Source organism: Clostridium ljungdahlii DSM 13528, assembly GCF_000143685.1.
In the GTDB taxonomy this organism is placed as follows: Bacteria; Bacillota; Clostridia; order Clostridiales; family Clostridiaceae; genus Clostridium_B; species Clostridium_B ljungdahlii.
The window spans coordinates 966238-985955 of record NC_014328.1 but is presented as its reverse complement, the minus strand read 5'-3'; the positions used below and the strand labels follow the sequence as shown (position 1 = coordinate 985955).

17 protein-coding genes and 1 riboswitch are annotated in these 19718 nt (G+C 29.8%); of the genes, 7 read left to right on the top strand and 10 right to left on the bottom strand.

From position 1 onward, the window contains the following. Window positions 1-4: 4 nt before the first annotated feature. Entirely contained in the window at window positions 5-1714 is a 1710-nt protein-coding gene (locus CLJU_RS04395) for an ABC transporter ATP-binding protein (RefSeq protein WP_242825710.1), read from the bottom strand. A gap of 203 nt (window positions 1715-1917) precedes the next feature. Between CLJU_RS04395 and CLJU_RS04390 the strand changes: the two genes are divergently transcribed. Next, the gene (locus CLJU_RS04390) at window positions 1918-2304 is read left to right on the top strand and encodes a zinc finger containing protein (RefSeq protein WP_013237555.1); all 387 of its coding nucleotides are present in this window, start codon (window positions 1918-1920) and stop codon (window positions 2302-2304) included. Between the two features lie 62 nt (window positions 2305-2366). Beyond that, complete coding sequence (cls, locus tag CLJU_RS04385; RefSeq protein WP_041705042.1) at window positions 2367-3890, top strand: cardiolipin synthase; 1524 nt, start codon at window positions 2367-2369, stop codon at window positions 3888-3890. 61 nt (window positions 3891-3951) lie between these two features. Here cls and CLJU_RS04380 read toward each other — a convergent pair whose 3' ends face one another. The 3 genes from CLJU_RS04380 to CLJU_RS04370 all read right to left on the bottom strand — a co-directional run bounded on the left by CLJU_RS04380 (window position 3952) and on the right by CLJU_RS04370 (window position 6910). Continuing rightward, entirely contained in the window at window positions 3952-5313 is a 1362-nt protein-coding gene (locus tag CLJU_RS04380) for a Na+/H+ antiporter NhaC family protein (RefSeq protein ID WP_013237553.1), read from the bottom strand. A 180-nt stretch (window positions 5314-5493) separates the two neighbouring features. After that, on the bottom strand, window positions 5494-5682 hold the full coding sequence (locus CLJU_RS04375; RefSeq protein WP_013237552.1) for a hypothetical protein: 189 nt from the start codon (window positions 5680-5682) through the stop codon (window positions 5494-5496). A 46-nt stretch (window positions 5683-5728) separates the two neighbouring features. Beyond that, complete coding sequence (locus CLJU_RS04370; RefSeq protein ID WP_013237551.1) at window positions 5729-6910, bottom strand: MFS transporter; 1182 nt, start codon at window positions 6908-6910, stop codon at window positions 5729-5731. Between the two features lie 112 nt (window positions 6911-7022). On the opposite strand from CLJU_RS04370, the gene CLJU_RS04365 reads away from it, so the two are divergent. Both CLJU_RS04365 and CLJU_RS04360 read left to right on the top strand, forming a co-directional pair. Continuing rightward, the gene (locus tag CLJU_RS04365) at window positions 7023-8348 is read left to right on the top strand and encodes an aminotransferase-like domain-containing protein (protein WP_013237550.1); all 1326 of its coding nucleotides are present in this window, start codon (window positions 7023-7025) and stop codon (window positions 8346-8348) included. Window positions 8349-8524: 176 nt separating this feature from the next. Then, on the top strand, window positions 8525-10342 hold the full coding sequence (locus CLJU_RS04360) for a serine hydrolase (protein ID WP_013237549.1): 1818 nt from the start codon (window positions 8525-8527) through the stop codon (window positions 10340-10342). A gap of 401 nt (window positions 10343-10743) precedes the next feature. On the opposite strand, the gene CLJU_RS04355 is transcribed toward CLJU_RS04360, so the two are convergent. After that, complete coding sequence (locus CLJU_RS04355) at window positions 10744-11424, bottom strand: response regulator transcription factor (RefSeq protein ID WP_013237548.1); 681 nt, start codon at window positions 11422-11424, stop codon at window positions 10744-10746. Window positions 11425-11656: 232 nt separating this feature from the next. Between CLJU_RS04355 and CLJU_RS04350 the strand changes: the two genes are divergently transcribed. Beyond that, window positions 11657-12145, top strand: a complete 489-nt coding sequence (locus CLJU_RS04350) for a DUF6803 family protein (RefSeq protein WP_013237547.1) — start codon at window positions 11657-11659, stop codon at window positions 12143-12145. A gap of 84 nt (window positions 12146-12229) precedes the next feature. Here the strand turns inward: CLJU_RS04350 and CLJU_RS04345 are convergent, their stop codons facing one another. The 5 genes from CLJU_RS04345 to CLJU_RS04325 all read right to left on the bottom strand — a co-directional run bounded on the left by CLJU_RS04345 (window position 12230) and on the right by CLJU_RS04325 (window position 17542). Next, window positions 12230-12967 carry an ABC transporter ATP-binding protein gene (locus CLJU_RS04345; protein ID WP_013237546.1) on the bottom strand — a complete coding sequence of 246 codons (738 nt, stop codon included), beginning with the start codon at window positions 12965-12967 and terminating at the stop codon, window positions 12230-12232. Next, window positions 12948-13952 carry an ABC transporter substrate-binding protein gene (locus CLJU_RS04340; RefSeq protein WP_013237545.1) on the bottom strand — a complete coding sequence of 335 codons (1005 nt, stop codon included), beginning with the start codon at window positions 13950-13952 and terminating at the stop codon, window positions 12948-12950. Before CLJU_RS04340 ends, CLJU_RS04345 begins: the two co-directional genes overlap by 20 nt. Window positions 13953-13963: 11 nt before the next feature. After that, window positions 13964-14716 (bottom strand): ABC transporter permease, encoded by a 753-nt coding sequence (locus CLJU_RS04335; protein WP_013237544.1) that lies wholly within the window; start codon window positions 14714-14716, stop codon window positions 13964-13966. A gap of 17 nt (window positions 14717-14733) precedes the next feature. Beyond that, window positions 14734-15468 (bottom strand): TatD family hydrolase, encoded by a 735-nt coding sequence (locus tag CLJU_RS04330; RefSeq protein WP_013237543.1) that lies wholly within the window; start codon window positions 15466-15468, stop codon window positions 14734-14736. 63 nt (window positions 15469-15531) lie between these two features. Beyond that, window positions 15532-15633: riboswitch (TPP riboswitch) on the bottom strand. 58 nt (window positions 15634-15691) lie between these two features. Continuing rightward, window positions 15692-17542: an LTA synthase family protein gene (locus CLJU_RS04325; RefSeq protein WP_013237542.1), complete on the bottom strand. Its 1851-nt coding sequence runs from the start codon at window positions 17540-17542 to the stop codon at window positions 15692-15694. 179 nt (window positions 17543-17721) lie between these two features. Here CLJU_RS04325 and CLJU_RS04320 point away from each other — a divergent pair, with 179 nt between their 5' ends. Then, on the top strand, window positions 17722-18291 hold the full coding sequence (locus CLJU_RS04320) for a hypothetical protein (protein WP_013237541.1): 570 nt from the start codon (window positions 17722-17724) through the stop codon (window positions 18289-18291). A gap of 3 nt (window positions 18292-18294) precedes the next feature. Next, entirely contained in the window at window positions 18295-19647 is a 1353-nt protein-coding gene (gene rlmD, locus CLJU_RS04315) for a 23S rRNA (uracil(1939)-C(5))-methyltransferase RlmD (protein WP_013237540.1), read from the top strand. Window positions 19648-19718: the final 71 nt, after the last annotated feature.

Genomic DNA, 19718 nt, shown 5'->3' with positions numbered 1-19718 from the left:
TCCTCTATATATTCTCCTTTCCAAACTGAGATATTAATATGTCTTCATAAGTCTTACAGGTTTTCACAAGTTCATCATGTTTTCCAATACCTATTAATTTTCCACCATCAATTACAAGTATTTTATCTGCCCACATTATAGAAGATATTTTCTGTGAAATTATGATACACGTTAAATTTTCTAAACCTTTTCTTAAATTTTCTCTTATCTTAGCTTCTGTAACTGCATCTAATGCACTTGTACAGTCATCAAATATAAGTACTTCGGGACTTTTAATAAGTGCACGTGCTATGGAAATCCTCTGTTTTTGCCCACCTGAAAAATTAATTCCTTCTTGTCCAATTTTAGTATCATACTTTTCAGGGAACCTATCTATAAATTCATTAACTTCTGCAATTTCACAGACTTTTTTTACTTCTTCTAGAGAAGCATTTTTTTTGCCCCATCTTATATTCTCAAAAACAGTTCCAGTAAACAATGTTGTTTTTTGAGGCACTAAAGCTATTTTATCCATCAAAGCTTTTTCATCTATATTATGTACATTCACTCCATCAATTTTTATCGTTCCAGAAGTTACATTATAAAATCTAGGTATTAAATGCACCAAACTGCTTTTACCTGAACCCGTAGGGCCAACAATACCTATTGTTTCTCCTGGCATACAGGTAAAACTAATATTATTTATAACTTGATGTCCATCTGAATAGGAAAAGCATACATTTTCAAAATCTATTCTACCTTTTTCAGTAAAATTTGTAGAGACTTCATTAAGCTCTACGTCATTCTCCTCATCCAATACCTCAAAAATTCTAACTGCTGAAGCTTTAGATCTAGCAAATACATTAAATACAGCAGATATCATCATAATAGAAAAAAGTATTTGCGTCATATAATTAGTAAAAGCAATTATTTTCCCTACCTGAATATCTCCTGCCTCTACATACTTTCCACCAATCCACAAAACACATACTATTCCTATATTGATAACCAAATTTCTTCCTGGAGAAAATAAAGACATGATACGCATTGCAGTTGTAGTTAATTTTCCTAAATTTTTATTTGCAATTTCAAATTTTTCACTTTCATAATTAAATCTGTTAAATGCCTTTACCACCCTTACTCCAGACAAATATTCTCTCATAACAGAATTTATTTTATCAAGTGATACTTGAACCTTCATAAAATAGGGATAGCCTATTTTCATATTTAAGAATATAAGTAAAACTATAATTGGTATTATAATAAACAATATCACTGCTAAATGTAAATTCAGCTTGGACGCCATAATAATACTTCCAATACAAACAATAGGAGCCTTTACAAATATCCTCATAAGTCCATTGACAAAATTTTGAACTTGAGTTACATCATTGGTAAGACGTGTTATAAGTGAACTGCTTTTAAATTTATCAATACTATTAAGTGAAAAACTCTGAATTTTTTTAAATAAATCTGCCCTTAAATCCCTACTAAATTTTTGAGATACACTTCCAGATAAAATATTACGTCCTGATGCACCTAAAGCACCTAATCCTGTAACTGTCAGCATTATAAATCCGTGTTTAACTATGTAATCCATATTCTTATTTGCTACACCTATATCTACTATTTTTGACATTATAGTAGGCTGTATCAAATCACACATTGCTTCCACAGCAAGACAAAATATAGCAAGGCAAAAACCTTTCCAGTATTTATGTATATATTTTTTCATATATTTCAATGGACACACTCCCCAAATTTTATCTTATTCATTGATAATATTACTTTTTAATTGCAATTTCAATTATGAACATAAGATTAATTAAGCTTCTTGTCTAATGCAAAAGTACTAATTATACTGTATAATTATCTAGAAGTTAAATAGAATATTATGTAAACCTATGAATATCAATCTAATTTAAAGAGGCGATTACTTTGAGAAATTTTTTAAATAAACTTTCTTATTATTTTAGAGAAAGTTATGGTATTGATAAACTTTCTACCCACCTTTATATTGGCGGAATTGTTCTATCTTTATTTAGACGTACAGCTACACTAGGGTTTGTATTTTTCATATACAGTACCTGGAGGTGCCTTTCAAGGAATAAATACAGGAGATACAAGGAACTTGAGGCTTATGAAAATTTCATCTCACCTCTAGCTAAAAGGTTTAGTGGGTTTACCTATTCTATGAACAATCATAAACAGTATAAAATATTTAAGTGTCCAAATTGCTCCCAAAAATTAAGAGTTCCTAGACACAAAGGAAAGATAACCATAACATGTAAAAATTGTGGTACTTCTTTTAAAAGGAAATCTTAATCTTTTTCATTAACATAGTTTATGATAAAATAGAATAAAAACTTGAAAAGTAGGTGCTGCTATTGGGTGAAAGAAGAATATTTGTGGCAGTTTTTAAATTTGTAATTTTAATATTTTGGACAATGTTTCAATTTGTAGCTATTGCACTAGTTTTCAATTCATTTAATATATCCTTAATATATTACTTTGTCTTTTTTGAAATCATAAGTGTCATTTTCGTAATTCATTTAAACTATAAGGATAAAAATACTTCTTATAAAATAAGCTGGATAGTTTTAATTCTTCTCATTCCAGTAGTGGGAGCACTTATTTATATTTTTTCCATGATTGGAATAAAACGTAACTTTAATAAGATAAACAAAATAGAATTGGATAAAGACGTATTTCCAAAAGAAGACCAAGATATGCTTTCTTCTTTTAAAAATGAAAATAAAATGAGATACAATGAAACAAGACTTATAAAAAATATTAGTGACTATGGATGCTATATAAATACAAAAGTTGATTACTTCTCGTCAGGGGAAGACATGTATAAAAAACTTTTAGAAGAATTGAAAAATGCTAAGAAATTTATTTTTTTAGAGTACTTCATAATCTCAAAAAGTAAAATGTGGGATGAAATTTTTGAGATTTTAAAAGAAAAAGCCAATAATGGTGTAGAAGTAAGAGTACTAGTAGACTATGTTGGTTCTCTTGTTGTTTTACCAAAAAATTTCAAAAGGTCTCTTAAAGTCAATAATATAAAATTAAAAATATTTAATCCATTTAAAATAATTTTAAATTTTATGCTAAATTACAGAGATCACAGAAAGATAACTGTAATTGATGGAACTGTTGCTTTTACTGGTGGAATTAATATAGGTGATGAGTATATAAATGAATATAAAAAATATGGTTACTGGAAAGACATGGCTGTATGCTTAAAAGGAGAAGCAGTTTATAGTTTTACAATTATGTTCTTAAGAATGTGGCAATCAATATCAAAAAAGAAAGAGGACTTTTCAAAATATAAGACTTCATTCAAACTAGAAAAAAGTCAGGGTATTGTAATGCCTTATAACAGTGGACCCATAAAACCTGACGGCGCAGCAGAATACGTGTATTTAAACATTATAAACAGTGCTAAAAATTACATTTATATTACTACCCCCTACTTGGTAATAGGCTATGAAATGACACTGGCACTTTGCCTCGCAGCAAAAAGGGGAGTAGATGTGAGAATAATAACCCCTTTTATTCCAGATAAAAAAATCGTACAGATTCTCACTAGATCTCATTATGACAACTTATTAGATTCAGGAGTAAAAATATACGAATATACACCGGGATTTATCCATGGAAAAACTTTTGTATCTGATGGGGAATGTGCAGTAGTTGGAACTATAAACTTAGATTACAGAAGTTTATATCTACATTTTGAATGTGCAACCTACCTGTACAATGTCCCCATAATAGATAATATTTACAAAGATTTTTTAAGAACTATAAGAGTATCAAAAAAGATAAACAAAGATGTATGGGAAAAAAGAAGTCTTTCAAAAAAAATTGTAGAATCAATTTTGAGAATGTTTGCTCCATTAGTATAAACAGAGTTCTTGGCATCAGATATAATTTTAACCCCACTTGATGCCAAGAACTCTGTTTATGTTATCCTGCTTTTTTGACTTTGCAGATACATGTTACAAGTATAGTAACAATTGGCAAAATGTAACACAACAATGCATAGGGTGCATACTTAATGGTAGAAATACCTGTGACCGCTAAAATTAATAAGGAATTTACATTCCATGGAACTAATGGAGCAATAACAGTTCCAGTATCAGATATTGTTCTAGCTAATATCCTATTTTCCACACCTAATTCCTCGTACTTGTGTCTCAAAAGTTGTCCAGGTAATATTATGCCAACAGTTTGATCACAAGCTATTGTGGACATTCCGCTTATAGCACAAGTCTTTATAACCAATTCTTCCTTTGATTTTATAGTTGAAATTACTTTATCCACTATAGGTTTTATAAGTCCTGTTCCTTGAAAAATACTATTTAACGAAATAGCTCCTCCCATTATAAGTAAAACCTCAACCATAGAAGTTATTCCACCACCAGTTAATACCTTATTCAAATACTCATATTTTGTATTTCCCACATAACCCGTAGTTATTTCCATGACAACACCCCAAATGCTAGTCTTTTGTACTGTCATAGATAAAATCACACTGGCCACTAATCCAAGTGAAAGTGAGTTAACTATTTTTACACCTAAAAAAGACACTATAAAAATTACTGCAGGTATTAGTAAAAAAAGTGGTGAAATTACAAAACTCTTTTTAATGGCGGTAGTATATCTATTTATATTTGAAGAATTAGAACCCAAACTATACCTTTGTCCAATGTAAAAATATACAGAACCAGCTATCAAATATGCAGGAAATAATATCTTAACCATAGATGACAACATATTTTTATAGGATGTTTTTACAGTGGTTAATGTAAGATTTACAAGTCCTGAAATTGGAGACATTTTATCTGCTAAAAATGCACCTGAAACAATTACTCCTAAAATAATATAATCTGGAATTCCAAAAGCCTTTGCCAACCCTAAGCTTGCAATTCCAATAGTACTTATAGTTGCAAAAGCAGACCCTATAAACACTGCTACAGCAGACGTAAGTATAAAAATCGTAAATAAAATATTCATGTGCTGCATATATTTGAATCCATAGTACATTATTGTAGGTATAACTCCAGATGAAAACCATACAGGGATTAAAGCCCCTATCAATAAAATTAAAGTAAGCAATTGTCTGCAGTCGAGAAGGCTATTCTTTACCATAACTAATAGCTCCGTAATACTAAACCCATTTTTTACAAAAACACAGGTTGAAAAAATTATACTTATAGTAAATGCGTAAAATAATGATGCCTTAAAAACTATAGAGCTGAGTATGGCCATAAATGTAAAAATTAAAACGATGTACCTATGCCTTTCCTGGATGTTCTTATTGCACATAATACGCCTCCAAAACAATTAATAATTATCTTAACTTGCAAAGTTTTTAAACTGCGAAAGTTGAGCAAATATTTAAAAAACTCCCACATTTTATATTATATTATCTTTGTTAAAAAAGTCTAGTAATTTTTATAAAAAATAGAAGGTCATAATAACCTTCTATGAGATAATTCTATATAGTTATCTTTCAAATTTATTAAGCAGTCTTTCTAGTTCCCGTGCTTGCAGGGCAGATTCTTCTGCAAATTTTTTAAACACCTGATTTATTTCTTTATTCTCTATCTTACCAGAATACTCCTGGTAATCTCTAACGCTCTCCTGCTCATCAAGAAGTTTTTGCTTTATCATATCTTCAACTGTTAATTTCATCCTTATCTCTCCTTTCTACCAATAGTTTTTGTTACATAAAAAGGTTTTATTCATTATTAATCTGTTTATATGTTACAAAAATAAAGATTGAAATAAAAATAAAAAATATTATCCATAATAGCTGATAGCTTATTTTTGCAATGACAAACCCACTAAAAGCACTACCCAATCCACCACCACAAAATAAACCAAATCCAATTAATCCTGAAGGTAATCCTTTAGAATCAGATGCCACATCAAAAGCCATAGTAGCCAATGTAGATTGAACAAAAATATATCCAATACCCAAACTGATAGTGGCAACCAAACCCATTTCCCAGCAGTGAAAATTTATTAAAAATAAAGTCGTCATTAATGCAAATATTTCACCTAATATGATCACATTTTTATATCCTATTTTTACATTTAACTTTCCCATGATAGAACCTGCACCAAGACAAGCAAATCCATAAAACATTACAATTATTCCACATTCCATATAATTTAACTTTAAGGCATAGTGAAAATAGGCACCCAAATAACTATACAAACCCAAAAATAAAAATCCAGCTATAAATGCCATAGGAAAAATTATTTTCCCACTTGGTGTTAAAGTAACACATTTAACTTCAGTAAAAAACTTCTTATTTACATGAACAATATTACCTTTAGGTATGGTAAACAAAAGAAATACCGTGCATATTGCAGCTGCCACAAAAAAAATAAATAATACACGCCAGCTGACGTATCTGGCTAATGTTCCACCTAATCCAGCGCTAAAACCTTGTCCTAAAAAAACAATTCCCATAAATTTTCCAACATATTTTGATCGCTTTGAAACTGGAACAGTATCTCCAATCAAAGCCAAAGATACAGCTATAATACCTGCAGCAAAAAATCCTGTTACTGTCCTCCATACACTCAGCACAAATAAAGATCTAGCAAATGCACACCCACAAGTTCCTAAAGCAAATCCACATATAATCAATTTAAGTATTCTAACCTTACTGTAACAATCACTAAAATATCCATAAACAGGCTGCATTATTCCATAAGGTATCATATATAATGTCAATATAATACCAGTCCTGGGGATTGATGTATTAAATTCTGAAGCTATGGCCGGAAGTATCGGCGATACAAACCAATTATCAGCAGCAGAAATAAACCCTCCAATTCCTAAAATTACAATTAATATATCATATTTTAAGCTTACTTGTTCTTCATTTTTACAAATTAAATGCTTCATATTTTATATCTCCTTATATAGTATAATTAAAGTATATGAAATATATATTTTCTATACAATGCAAAAAATACTAATGTGGCCTAGTACAGATTCATAGGAAGTAGGTAGTTTTATGAAGTATGACGTTATTTACACATATATAAAAGAACAAATATTTAAAGGATATATTAAACCGGGTAAAAAATTGCCTTCTATAAGAAACATATGTAAAAAATTTGAGTGCAGCAAAATAACCGCTGCCAAAGCATATGACTTATTGATAAAAGATCACATAATATACTCTGTACCTAAAAGTGGATACTACCTTATTGAAAATAATCTAAATATGAATAATAATTTTGATAATAAAAGTATAGATTTTTCAACATCTGCTCCAGATGAACGTATTTTGCCTTATAAAGAATTTCAGGATTGTTTAAATCAAGCATTGAATTTATATAAAAAAAATCTTATCTCTCCTCCTAGTACGCAGGGAGTTGAAAACTTAATTTGTACCATACAAAAGCAGCTTCAAAATTATCAAATTTTTACTGACAAGCAGTATATATTTATAACAGCAGGCTCTCAACAAGCTATAAATATACTCACTATGATGGATTTCCCAAATGGTAAAAAAAATGTGCTTATTGAAGAACCAACCTATTACGGAGTTATAGAATCTTTAAAACTTAATAATGTAAATATTATAGGTATAAATAGGACTTCAAAAGGAATAAATCTTTATGAACTTGAAAATATATTTAAACACAAAGATATAAAATTTTTTTATATTATCCCGCGTTTTCACAATCCTACAGGATTTTCATATTCAAATAGTGAAAAAAAACAAATATTAAAACTTTGCCACAAATATAATGTATATATAGTTGAAGATGACTATTTAGCTGACTTGGATATTGAAAAAAGGTCTGACCCAATATATGCTTTAGATTCTTACTCAAAAGTTATATATGTAAAAACCTATTCTAAAGTATTATTGCCTGGATTGAGAATTTCTGCAATTGTACTTCCAAAAGAGATACTAAAAACTTTTGGGAAATATAAAAAATGGAATGATTTAAGCACATCTGTACTTTCACAGGGAGCCTTAGAAATTTATATAAAAAGTGGTATGTTCAACATACATGCAAAAAAGCTTAGGGAGGTATATTCTAAAAGAATGGCCTGTCTTAATAAATGTGTAAAAACTTGTTACAACTCTAATATAATTTGGCACGTTCCACCTTCAGGTTTTTTTGCCAGTTTTGAGGTGGTTAACAGTACACATATAGACTATATAATTAATGAGTTAAAGTCAAAAAACATTCTTCTCATTGATCCAAATATATTTTATTTAAATACTAATATACAAAAAAAATTAGTAAGACTGAGTGTTAGTAGAACTAATACCATTGAAATTGAAAAAGGTATAAGCAAAATTTGCTCTATAATTAGATAAATTTACGTTACCTTAATTAAATCTTAAATTTCATAAATTATTGTTGAGTTTTCCATTTTTTGTGATATCATTGTATTCATAAAACTTAATATGTTAAAACTATTTTTACTATATTGCAACTAGATTAGAGAAATAATTAATTTTACTAGATAAACTATAGAGGGGATGATTATTCAATGATAAAAAAAGTATTTTCTTGTATTTTAATATCAACTTTTCTCGTGTTTTCAAATGCAGCCATTTTAAGCGTAAGTGCAAGTCCTGTAATAGCTACTAAATCAGCTTCAGATGTAATTACTGTAAGTATGGATGGAATCAATATTTCTTCAAAAGATGGACAGCCTTATCAAGATTCAAATTCAATAGTTATGGTACCTCTTAACACAGTAATGCAACAGCTTGGCAATAATTCAAATATCCAAATAAAAGATAGTTCTGCTACACTCACTACTTCTGATTACACTATAAAACTTGAAAACAATAATAAAAAAGTAATTATAAATAATGAGGTTTTTAGTTTATCCACAGCACCTATTATTAAAGGAACTACTGTTTTTGTGCCACTGGAGTTTTTCAGCCAATTCCTTGGTAAGACAATAGATTGGGATAGCAGCACAAAAACAGCCAAAATACTTACTCCTGTAAAAAATACAGAAGAATATTTTCAAAGTGTAGTAAATTCCAGCAGATATTTAAATACTTCACAAAAATTAGACAACTATTTAAGCTTACTCCAAAGTGCAGATAACTTCCACGGAAGTGTACTTGTAGCTCAAGATGGAAATATACTTATTGATAAAGGTTATGGTAAAGCAGATGCAGAACAAAACATCAAAAATGCACCACAAACTGAATTTCCAATTGGCTCCATGACAAAGCAATTTACAGCAATGGCAATAATGCAGCTAGTTGAAAAGGGATTAATCAATGAAAATGATCTCCTATCCAAGTACGTACCTGACTTTCCGAAAGGTGACACTATAACAATAAAAAATCTTCTTACCCATGCTTCAGGAATTCAAAATTGTACTAATTTTCCTGAGTTTTGGTCTATGAAACTTGACTCTTTTAAAGATATAAACAATGTAATCAATCTATTTAAAAATAAACCTTTAGAGTTCACTCCAGGAACCGATTTTGACTATACCAACTCCGGATACATTTTACTTGGATATATAGTTACAAAGGCGAGTGGAATGAGTTACATTGACTACCTTCAAAAAAATATATTTGATCCTCTTAATATGAAAAGTACAGGACTAGGTTATAATGGTGCTGATAAAATGTATACATCTACAGGCTACAGTGGTTATTTAGACCAGTATCCTGTAAGTGACGAAATAACTTTAAATGGTGCTTATGGTGCAGGAGCTCTATACTCAACTACAGAAGATTTATACAAATGGGACAGGGCGTTATATACTGAAAAATTAGTAAAACAATCCACTCTAAAAAATATATTTACAAATCATGTGCAGATGAGTAAAAATGGTCCTTATTACGGCTACGGATGGATGTTAACTGATGGCAAATATGGAAGAGAGATATATCATGGTGGAAATGTTCTAGGTTTTACAGGAAATATAGCAAGATATCCAGATAAAGATTTAACCATAATCGTGCTTACAAATGTAGGATATTATAATGTAAATTCTCTCAATGATACTTTAGCAAATATCTGTATGGGTGGAAGTTATGAGCTTCCAAGTGCAAAACAAGTAGTAAAAGTGGACAGTAAAACTCTAGATAAATATGCCGGAAGCTATACTATTCCAGGAGGGCTAAATATATCTATAACAAGTAATGGAGGCCATCTTTATTATGAACAGGGTGGCAGTAAAGCAAAATATGAACTCTTTCCAGAATCACAAAATAAATTTTTTCTCAGAGTATCCAATGTAGAAATTAAATTTAATGTAAATGTTAAAGACCAGACTACGGGATTAGATTTATATCAATTAGGTGAAGATGTCCAAATAGATAAATCCAAATAAATATAGAGTTTCTAAGTGGAAAGTTTACTTATAACAGCCATATACTAACAAATTTCATTACACTAAAAACTTTTAATAAGTCTAAAGCTTGGTATTTTGAAAACCTAAAGGTACTTAGATAAACTCGTACCTCAAACACATCTAAGTACCTAAGGTTTTCTAAAATACCAAGCTAAGACTTATTTATAAAAGTTTTTAAATGTAATTTCAATTTTGTTAGTATATTTTATGTATAAGGTAAATTTCCAATTAGAATCACTATGTAGGCTTTTTCTAACTAAAGCATTACATAAATTGTAAAGTCGCAGCTTAAAATCCCTGTAATTTATTAGACAATACTACAGTTACAATAGTGCAGAGTACTAAAACTAAGCTTAGCCTTTTTCTTATACTTTGCATTTCTATTCACCACCAAATTTGTAACCTAATTTTATTACAGTTATAATATACTTTGGAAATCGCGTATCCCTTTCTATTTTTTTTCTAATATTTTTTATATGCACATCTATAGTTCTATCCGAACCTTCAAAATCAATACCAAATACCTGCTCAATCAACTGATCACGGCTTAAAACCCTGCCTCTATTTTTAGCAAGAACGTATAAAATATTGAACTCATTAGGTGTCATAGCTATTTCTTCTCCCTTTAGCTTCACACATCTTTTATCATGGTTTATTACTAACAATCCATCTCTAGAAATAATTTCAGGTTCTTCAGCAGAAGATAGCCTTCTAAATAGTGCATTTACTCTAGCTGTGAGTTCCCTTGGACTGCATGGTTTAGTTAAGTATTCATCTGCTCCTATATTTAAGCCTTGTAATTTATCTGATAAAGTTACCTTAGCTGTCAGCATAAATATATGTACATTAGATATTCTTCTAATTGTGCTGCATACCTCCTCGCCATCAATATCTGGAAGCATTAGATCAAGTATTACTAATTTAAATTCAATTTTATTGAATAGTCTTATTCCTTCAAGACCAGTGGTCGCACAATAAACCTTATATCCTTCTCTTTCAAGATAAGCTTTTATAACATCTGATACTTTTATTTCATCCTCAATAACTAAAATAGAATCCATAACATACCTCCAATATTATTGAAACAGAGTTTTAAACATGTTCTAATACTTATACACTTATATTTGTTAGATTTTGTTGTTACTATATGTCTTATTCTAAGACATCAAAAAATTATGTTGAACTTATAAAGATAATTTAAATATCTACATAATATCTACATATTTTCTTGATATATTGTACAGGAAGATGTGATTATAATTTATCAATAATACTTTTAGGAGGTACTTAATTATGGATATGACTCATTACATGTCACTACTTGCATCCAATCAACCTTGGAACTTAATAATTTTTATGGCTATACCTGTAATATGTGCTGAAACTCTCACCATTACAGAATTCTTTATAATTTTCAATAGAATAGAAAATGGTGGCATTAAAACTTTAAATAAAATCGTTGGTATTTTCGATGGGTTTTACTTTACCGGTATATTTATCTACCTATTATTTAATGCCGTAATACCTTTAACTAATACTGGAGGATGGCATACATGGGTTGATGTGGTAGCAGTTGGTTTTTATTTAAGCGGCGTCGTATTTCTTTTACCTATAGCATTGATGGAACTTAATATAATATTTAAGAATAAAACTCCAGAATCAAAAATGAAGATTCATTTTATTCTTGTAGGGGGATTTCTTGTAGTAGCCCATGTGGCAATGATTTTTGGCATGGTAAATCCTGAAATTATAGGCAGTATGCCAACCATGCACAATATGTAGCTTATAGTTTAAAGAACACAATTCAACTTTTTAATTAAAAATAGACTTATACTCTGTATAAGTCTATTTTTACTATTATTCTTTTTAAAGCAATTTTAGAATATCTGCTTTCATTTCTAAAAGTTTTTTAGAAAATATTCTGTTTTTCTTGTTCTCATTTTCAAAATCTACGTTAATTTCTTTTTTAATCATTCCAGGTTTAGAGGATAACACATATATCCTATCGGAGAGCAAAATGGCTTCTTCTATATCATGAGTTACAAAGAGTATGCTTCTTTTCAGTTCCTGTTTCATATCAAGAATCCATCTTTGCATTTTACCTCTAGTTATAGAATCCAATGCACCAAATGGTTCATCAAGCAACATTATTTCCTCAGAAGATAGAAAAGTCCTTAAAAAACTTGCCCTCTGTCTCATGCCTCCTGAAAGTTCATAGGGATATTTCTTTTCATAGCCTTTAAGACCAACTATTTCAATATACTTAACTGCCCTTTCTCTCGATTCTCTTTTATTACTACCTCTTATATCAAGTGGAAGCACTACATTTTCCATTACAGTTTTCCAGGGCAAAAGTAAATCCTTCTGCTGCATATACCCTAGATCCCCTTTTACTGAAACCTCTCCACTATCTTCTTTAATAATACCAGTTATTATATTAAACAAAGTACTCTTTCCGCATCCACTTGGCCCTAAAATAGAAACGAATTCCCCCTTTTTTAAGTTAATGGATATATCTTTTAGTATAAGATTTTTCTCAAAACTTCTACTCACATTTTTAACTTTTATAATGGAATTATCCTGTTTATTTTGGTAAAAATTCATTTGTGAAAGCATCGCTTGTTTTTAGCTCCTTTTTAATTAACCCTTTGCTTTGCAAAAATTTAGCATATCTACTCCATACATCAGATTTCATTACACCCCATCTAGGTGCGTCTGCTATGTACTGCTTTGCCATATACTTCTGACTTTCTACAGCCAATTTCTTATCTATTTCTGGCGCATGCTTGACAAGTATTTTTGCACTTTCATCAGGATTTTTTATAGCATATTCATATCCCTTTGCTGTAGCTTTTAAAAATTTTCTAACTTTATCTGGATTTTGACTAATATTTTTATTACTAGTTATTAAAATAGGAGTGTAGTAATCAAGTGCAGGATCTAAATCTTTGACAGGTATAAAATTTAAGTCCACACCTTTTAATTTTGCTTCAACTCCAGTCCATCCCTGGTAGATCCATGCAAAATCAACATTTTTCTTCGTAGATGCAAAGAAATCATCAGTTCCCATATTTACAATCTTAAGTTTACTAAAATCTGCTCCATTTTTCTCCATAACAGCTTTGATTACAGCTTCTTCTGAAGGTGAACCCCATCCTCCGTAAACTTTTCCTTCAAAGTCCTTTACACTTTTTATATTTTTGCTTTTAGGTGACGCAAAACCTGAAGTGTTGTGCTGTATTATTGTAGCAATAGACTTTATAGGAAGTGGATCCTTGTTTGTAACTGCATAGGTTACATCTTCCTGATAGCTTACACCAAAATCTCCTTTGCCTGCAGCTACAAGATTTGTCACATTGCCTTGTGAAGGTTGAACTATCTTCACATCCAGTCCTTCCTCCTTATAATATCCTTTATCTAGTGCTACATATAATCCTGTATGATCTGTGTTCGGAGTCCAGTCAAGTATTACTGTAGTTTTATCTAAAGAAGCAGCTTGCTGTTTCTTTTCATCCGTTCCACATCCCCCAAATAACAAACTTATAATAAATATAGTTACCGACAAAAATATAATTTTATTTTTTTTCATATTCGTCTCCTCTATTTCCAATGTATTATTTTTTTACCTATGAAATCTATAATATAAATTATTATAATGCTTACAATAACAATGACTAAAATTGAAGCAAAAACCTTGTCCAATTGATAGGCATTTTTTGCCCTTACCATGTATACCCCAATGCCATTATCTCCTCCAAGCCACTCACCTATAATTGCAGACATTATCATATAAGTTGCTGCTATTTTTAAGCCTGAAAAAAAATTCACCATGGCATAAGGAAGTTTTAGATGATAAAATGTCTGTAACTTTGAGGCCTTCATAGTGCTAAATAAGTTTATATAATCTCTGTCTACTTTCTCAAAGCCATCTACGAGACTTACAACTATCGGAAAAAAGCATACCATTACCACTACTATTATTTTAGGAAGTACCCCAAACCCAAACCATATTATAAACAAAGGTGCAATTGCTATAGTTGGAATAGTTTGAGATATTAGTAAAATAGGATATATTGACTTTCTCACAATTTCAAAACTATCCATTATTATAGCTAATATAAAGGAAAATATTATAGATATAAAAAAACCTATAAAAGACTCGTACAATGTGGTTCCCGTATTTTCCATTATATTTTGAAAATCTGATACAAGAGTTTTTAAAATATCCAGCGGAGAAGGAATAATATACTGAGGAACATGGGCTAAGTTTATTGTTAACTGCCATATAATCACAACTATTATTATTGTAGCTATAGGATATATTTTACTTTGAATGTTTTTTGTTTTTTCCATATATAAGCACCTTCAGTCTATAATTTTAATTTATTAAAATTGTCATAAATTTTTTCTCTAACTTCTTCAAACTGGAGATTCTTTATTAAAGAAATTTTTCTTACAATATTTATAACTTCAGATGGATATCCATATTTTTTATTTATCCATTCAAGTGAATTAGGGCCATCAGTTTCTGTTAAAATTCTGCCTAGAGGAAGAATTTTTACTATCTCATCTGTAAGTTTAGAATATCCTATATCAACACTTATTGTAAAATAGCACCCATACTCCAAAAGCTTTTTCAATATATTCAAATCTCCACTATACCAATGAATTATAGGTGTTCTTAAATCATATTTTCTTATGTAATCCAATACCTCCTTTTCTGCTCCTTTAGTATGAATATTTGTTATTTTGTCATATTTCTTAGCTTTACCTAAAAAGTATTCAAATACTAGATTCATATAAGGATATTTTTCTTTCTCCAAAACCCAATAGTAGTCAAGTCCTATTTCTCCAATAATTTTACATTCCTTTACATAATCATCGAACTTATCTAAATCCTTGTAGTTTTTATGCGCCTCCCAGGGATGTATTCCAAAACATGGAGTTATATTTTTATTATATTCACTTAATTTTTTTGTAAATATATAACTCTCTAAATCCATAGAACATCCCAAAGTTTTGATATTACTGTGATTTATACTATCAATTGCATTACTTAAATTGTCTTTATAAAAATCCATATGATTATGCGCATCTACAAACATTTTATTCTCTCCCTATACTTTAACAAAAATAAAAAGCACTATTATAAAAACAGTGCTTTGAATCCAATATTAAAGTAGCTTTCCTACGTCGGCGTTACCCGAATCAGGTTCAAAGGGTTAAAGTTTTCACTTTTCTCAGCACAAATGGCACCCCTGGCACTATAAATAATTTTAGATTAATTACATTTTTATACTAACACTTATCCAAATAAATGTAAATATATTATTTGTTCTTGTCCAAATTTAGTTTTTTAATTAAATTATGTCTCAAAATATAATCTGAATAACCAAGCTGATTCAATATGTAATCTTCTTCTTTTTCAAGTTTATCACTTTTAGAAATTTTATTTCCCGTATTTACATCATAATAAATATCATCTTGTGAAGAATAATAACAATCTTTATCTATAAAAGAACCATTTCTAAATGTAACTCTTTCGCTCTCAGGATTAAAGAGGTCTTTACCAAGCATGTCTTCTTCCTTAAGTTTAAATAAATTGCATACCGTAGGATATATGTCCATCTGACCCCCATAAACATGGTTTACTCCTTTCACAGATTCATCAGGGAAATGAATAAACATAGGAACCTTTTGAAGCTTTTCCCACTCTAAATCAGATTTGGAACCCGTCTTCAAAAAGTTAAAAAGCTGATCTTGTTTATCTTTAGGTATTGCATAATGATCTCCATATAGTACAACTATTGAATTTTTTAAAGTACCATTTTTGTCTAGTTCATCTAAGAACATTCCAAGCTGTTCATCTGTATAATGTATTGCCTTCATGTAATTTCCAATAAGACTTCCTTTATAATCTCCTACATCAAAGTCCCCATATTTATTTACATCATCATAAGGGAAATGACTTGTTAGAGTTATTAAAAAAGCATAGTATGGGCTTTTCATATTTTTTAACTTCTCCACAGATTGAGTTAAAAAAGATTTATCACTTAAACCAAGTCCTATAGACTCATTTTGCTTATAACTTTTTTCGCCATAAAAATTATCAAAACCAAATTTTCTATACATTACATTTCTATTCCAAAAGCTTTCCCTGAATCCGTGTAAAGCTGCAGTGTAATAACCTTTATTCTTAAAATTTTTCGGCATTGCATTGTATTCATTGCCAGAGTAAAGCAAATAAGCTGCACCTGCTGATGCAGGATAAAGTGAATTGTTTGTCATAAATTCCGCATCAGAAGTTCCTCCAGCTGCCACCTGATAGTAAAAATTATCAAAATATTCCGAACGCGATATCCATCTATTTAAATTCGGGGTTATCTCCTTTCCATTTACAGAAGAATTTATAACAAATCCTTGAAGTGCTTCTACCTGTATCATTATCAAGTTTTTACCTTGTCCGATTCCATTTAAATTTTCATGACTGGACTTGCTTTTATCTATAAAATACTCTATAGCCTGAAACTTGTCCTTAGACACGGGAGTTAGTCTATTTATATTAGCAAAAACACAATTATAAATATCCAGGCAGTGATAATTTACTGTACCCAATTTTTTTGCTATATACACTTTATTATACATAGTTGTAAGAAGTCTTGGTTGTTCTTTTGATAAAGCATAAAAGCTTTTGAAATCAATAAAAATACCTACTAAAATAAATACTAAAAACATTGATACTCTAACTTTTGTAGAAAGCTTCCTATTTTGGCTTGTCAAATACCTATTTATAAAAGGAATTATAAATACAATATCAAAAAGATATAAAAAATCTTTAAAGTCCAGTAAATTAGCCACGCTAGATTTTACTGCATTTAATTGAAATCCGCTTATCAAGACAGATACAGATATGATATCTTTAAAATATTTATAATAGATTAGGTCACTAACTATGAATATACTTATAATGCAATTACATATATACAAAAATCTAGCACGACCTCTGGTTTTAAAAATGCAGGCAATGGATACCAATACAAATACTGAAGCTAATGCTGGAATAAATGAGCTTTTAAATGAACTCATATGTTTTCCATATACTAATATTTTAAACATTACTACAGTTACAAAAAAAATTACATCTATAAAATTTGTAAAAAAAGACTTAATTTTATCCATATTACTTTCCCCCTATGGACATTTGTAATCCTAAAATTAATGAAACTAATATGTATAATTATAAAACAATATGTTAACAAAATGAAAGTATTTTTTCGTACCTATTTACATAAATGCCATAGTGTAGCATAATATATTTATTACGAAGAAGTTAAAAGAATTAGGAGGTTGTATATTTAATGGGAGAAAAAGAAGATAACATAGAAGATAATATAGAAGAACTCTCAGTAAATGAAGAAGACAAAAAACAATTTTTGGAAGAACTTAAAAATAAAAATTTAGAAGAAGAGAAAAAACTTGAAGAGCTTAAAAATAAAAAATTAGAAGAACAAAAAAAGCTTGAGGAAGAAAAAGCAAGATTTGAAGAAGAGCAGAAAAAGAAGGAATTAGAAGAACAAAATAAACAAGTAAAGCATATTGAAGAACAACACACTAATGAAGAAGCCTCAGCCACAACTGAACCTAGTGAGGATAAGTCAAGTAAGAAAAAGGGAACTTTGATGCAGAATTTCAAAATTTCTTTCATAGACACAGCTGTATCAGCTGTAGTTTCAATAGCAGCTCTATATTTATTTGACTTGCTATTAAGACTTATATTTGGATACTATGTGTCGGATATGAAGGGAGTATTTATTATACTATTTGTAGTAATACTAATTCTATATCCTATTATAATGAGAAGTTCCAAATTAAATAAAACATTAGGTGAAAAGTTCGCCAAAACAACATCCATAGAAAGGAAAGATTAAAAGTTGAAAAAAGGCAGCGAATATGAATTTTTCATAGAAGAACTACAATTTCCAGCTATAGGAATAGCAAAAAAAGATGATATGGACGTACTTATAAAAAATACTGTTCCAGGTCAAAAGGTAAAAGCTAGAATTACAAAGAAAACAAAACACTATTTAGAAGCAAAAGTTACAGAAATACTTGAAAATGTAAATTATGCAGTAGATCCGTTTTGTCCTCATTTTAATTTATGCGGTGGATGTACCTCTCAGTTTATACCTTATGACAAGCAATTAGAACTAAAAGAAAAACAAGTCCTAGATCTATTTGAAAAGGCATCCATTTGTGACTTTGAATTTCTAGGCATAGAAAAAAGTCCTGAAAAAACCGGATATAGGAATAAGATGGAATTTTCCTTTGGTGATGAGCAAAGGGGAGGACAACTCACCCTTGGAATGCATATAAAAGGAAGATCTTTTGGCGTTGTAAATGTAGATAATTGCAACCTAGTAGATGCAGATTTTACACTTATTTTAGATAAAGTTGTGACTTATTTCAGGGAAAAAAATTTACCATATTATAAAATAAAAAACCACGAGGGGTATCTAAGAAATTTAGTATTGAGAAAAGGCAGAAATACTGGAGAAATACTTATAAATATTGTGACAACTTCTCAAATACAATTTGATTTAGATGGGTTTAATAAATTATTGCAAGTTCTCAACTATAAGGGCACTTTAGTTGGGATACTTCATACTGTAAACGACAATCTATCAGACATGGTAAAAGCAGATAACGTAGAAATACTATATGGTAGAGATTATATTATGGAAGAAATTTTAGGATTGAAGTTTAAAATATCTCCTGAATCTTTCTTTCAGACTAATTCAAGAGGTACGGAAAAACTATATGCTATGATTAAAGATTTTCTTGGAGATGCTTCCTCAAAAACAGTTTTTGACTTGTACTGCGGTACGGGAACTATAGGTCAAGTTTTATCTTCCAGTGTAAATAAAGTAATAGGAGTAGAACTTATAGAAAAGGCTGTTGCTTCTGCCAATGAAAATGCTAAGTTAAATAATATAAAAAACTGTAGGTTCATAGCTGGAGATGTAAAGGATGTTTTAAATACTTTAGAGGATAAACCAGACATAATAATACTTGATCCACCAAGGCCGGGAGTTCATCCTAAAGCATTAAAATATGTAATTGATTTTAATGCACCTGAAATAATTTACGTATCCTGTAATCCTAAAACTTTAGTTCAAGATTTAAATGTATTAATTGATGCAGGTTACAATGTAGATAAAGTAAAACTTATGGATATGTTTCCTCACACTCCCCACGTCGAAACCGTGGTTAAACTAAGCAAGTAAAACCTAAAGTGCACCTTAAATATTAGTTATCTTTCTCTAACATTTAAGGTGCACTTCATTCATAATTCTTT

Bases quoted from the DNA above. Each gene is read 5' to 3' on its own strand.
- CLJU_RS04395 (WP_242825710.1), bottom strand. From the start codon at position 1,714: ATGAAAAAATATATACATAAATACTGGAAAGGTTTTTGCCTTGCTATA.
- CLJU_RS04380 (WP_013237553.1), bottom strand. From the start codon at position 5,313: ATGTGCAATAAGAACATCCAGGAAAGGCATAGGTACATCGTTTTAATT.
- CLJU_RS04375 (WP_013237552.1), bottom strand. From the start codon at position 5,682: ATGAAATTAACAGTTGAAGATATGATAAAGCAAAAACTTCTTGATGAG.
- CLJU_RS04370 (WP_013237551.1), bottom strand. From the start codon at position 6,910: ATGAAGCATTTAATTTGTAAAAATGAAGAACAAGTAAGCTTAAAATAT.
- CLJU_RS04365 (WP_013237550.1), top strand. From the start codon at position 7,023: ATGAAGTATGACGTTATTTACACATATATAAAAGAACAAATATTTAAA.
- CLJU_RS04360 (WP_013237549.1), top strand. From the start codon at position 8,525: ATGATAAAAAAAGTATTTTCTTGTATTTTAATATCAACTTTTCTCGTG.
- CLJU_RS04355 (WP_013237548.1), bottom strand. From the start codon at position 11,424: ATGGATTCTATTTTAGTTATTGAGGATGAAATAAAAGTATCAGATGTT.
- CLJU_RS04350 (WP_013237547.1), top strand. From the start codon at position 11,657: ATGGATATGACTCATTACATGTCACTACTTGCATCCAATCAACCTTGG.
- CLJU_RS04345 (WP_013237546.1), bottom strand. From the start codon at position 12,967: ATGAATTTTTACCAAAATAAACAGGATAATTCCATTATAAAAGTTAAA.
- CLJU_RS04340 (WP_013237545.1), bottom strand. From the start codon at position 13,952: ATGAAAAAAAATAAAATTATATTTTTGTCGGTAACTATATTTATTATA.
- CLJU_RS04335 (WP_013237544.1), bottom strand. From the start codon at position 14,716: ATGGAAAAAACAAAAAACATTCAAAGTAAAATATATCCTATAGCTACA.
- CLJU_RS04330 (WP_013237543.1), bottom strand. From the start codon at position 15,468: ATGTTTGTAGATGCGCATAATCATATGGATTTTTATAAAGACAATTTA.
- CLJU_RS04325 (WP_013237542.1), bottom strand. From the start codon at position 17,542: ATGGATAAAATTAAGTCTTTTTTTACAAATTTTATAGATGTAATTTTT.
- CLJU_RS04320 (WP_013237541.1), top strand. From the start codon at position 17,722: ATGGGAGAAAAAGAAGATAACATAGAAGATAATATAGAAGAACTCTCA.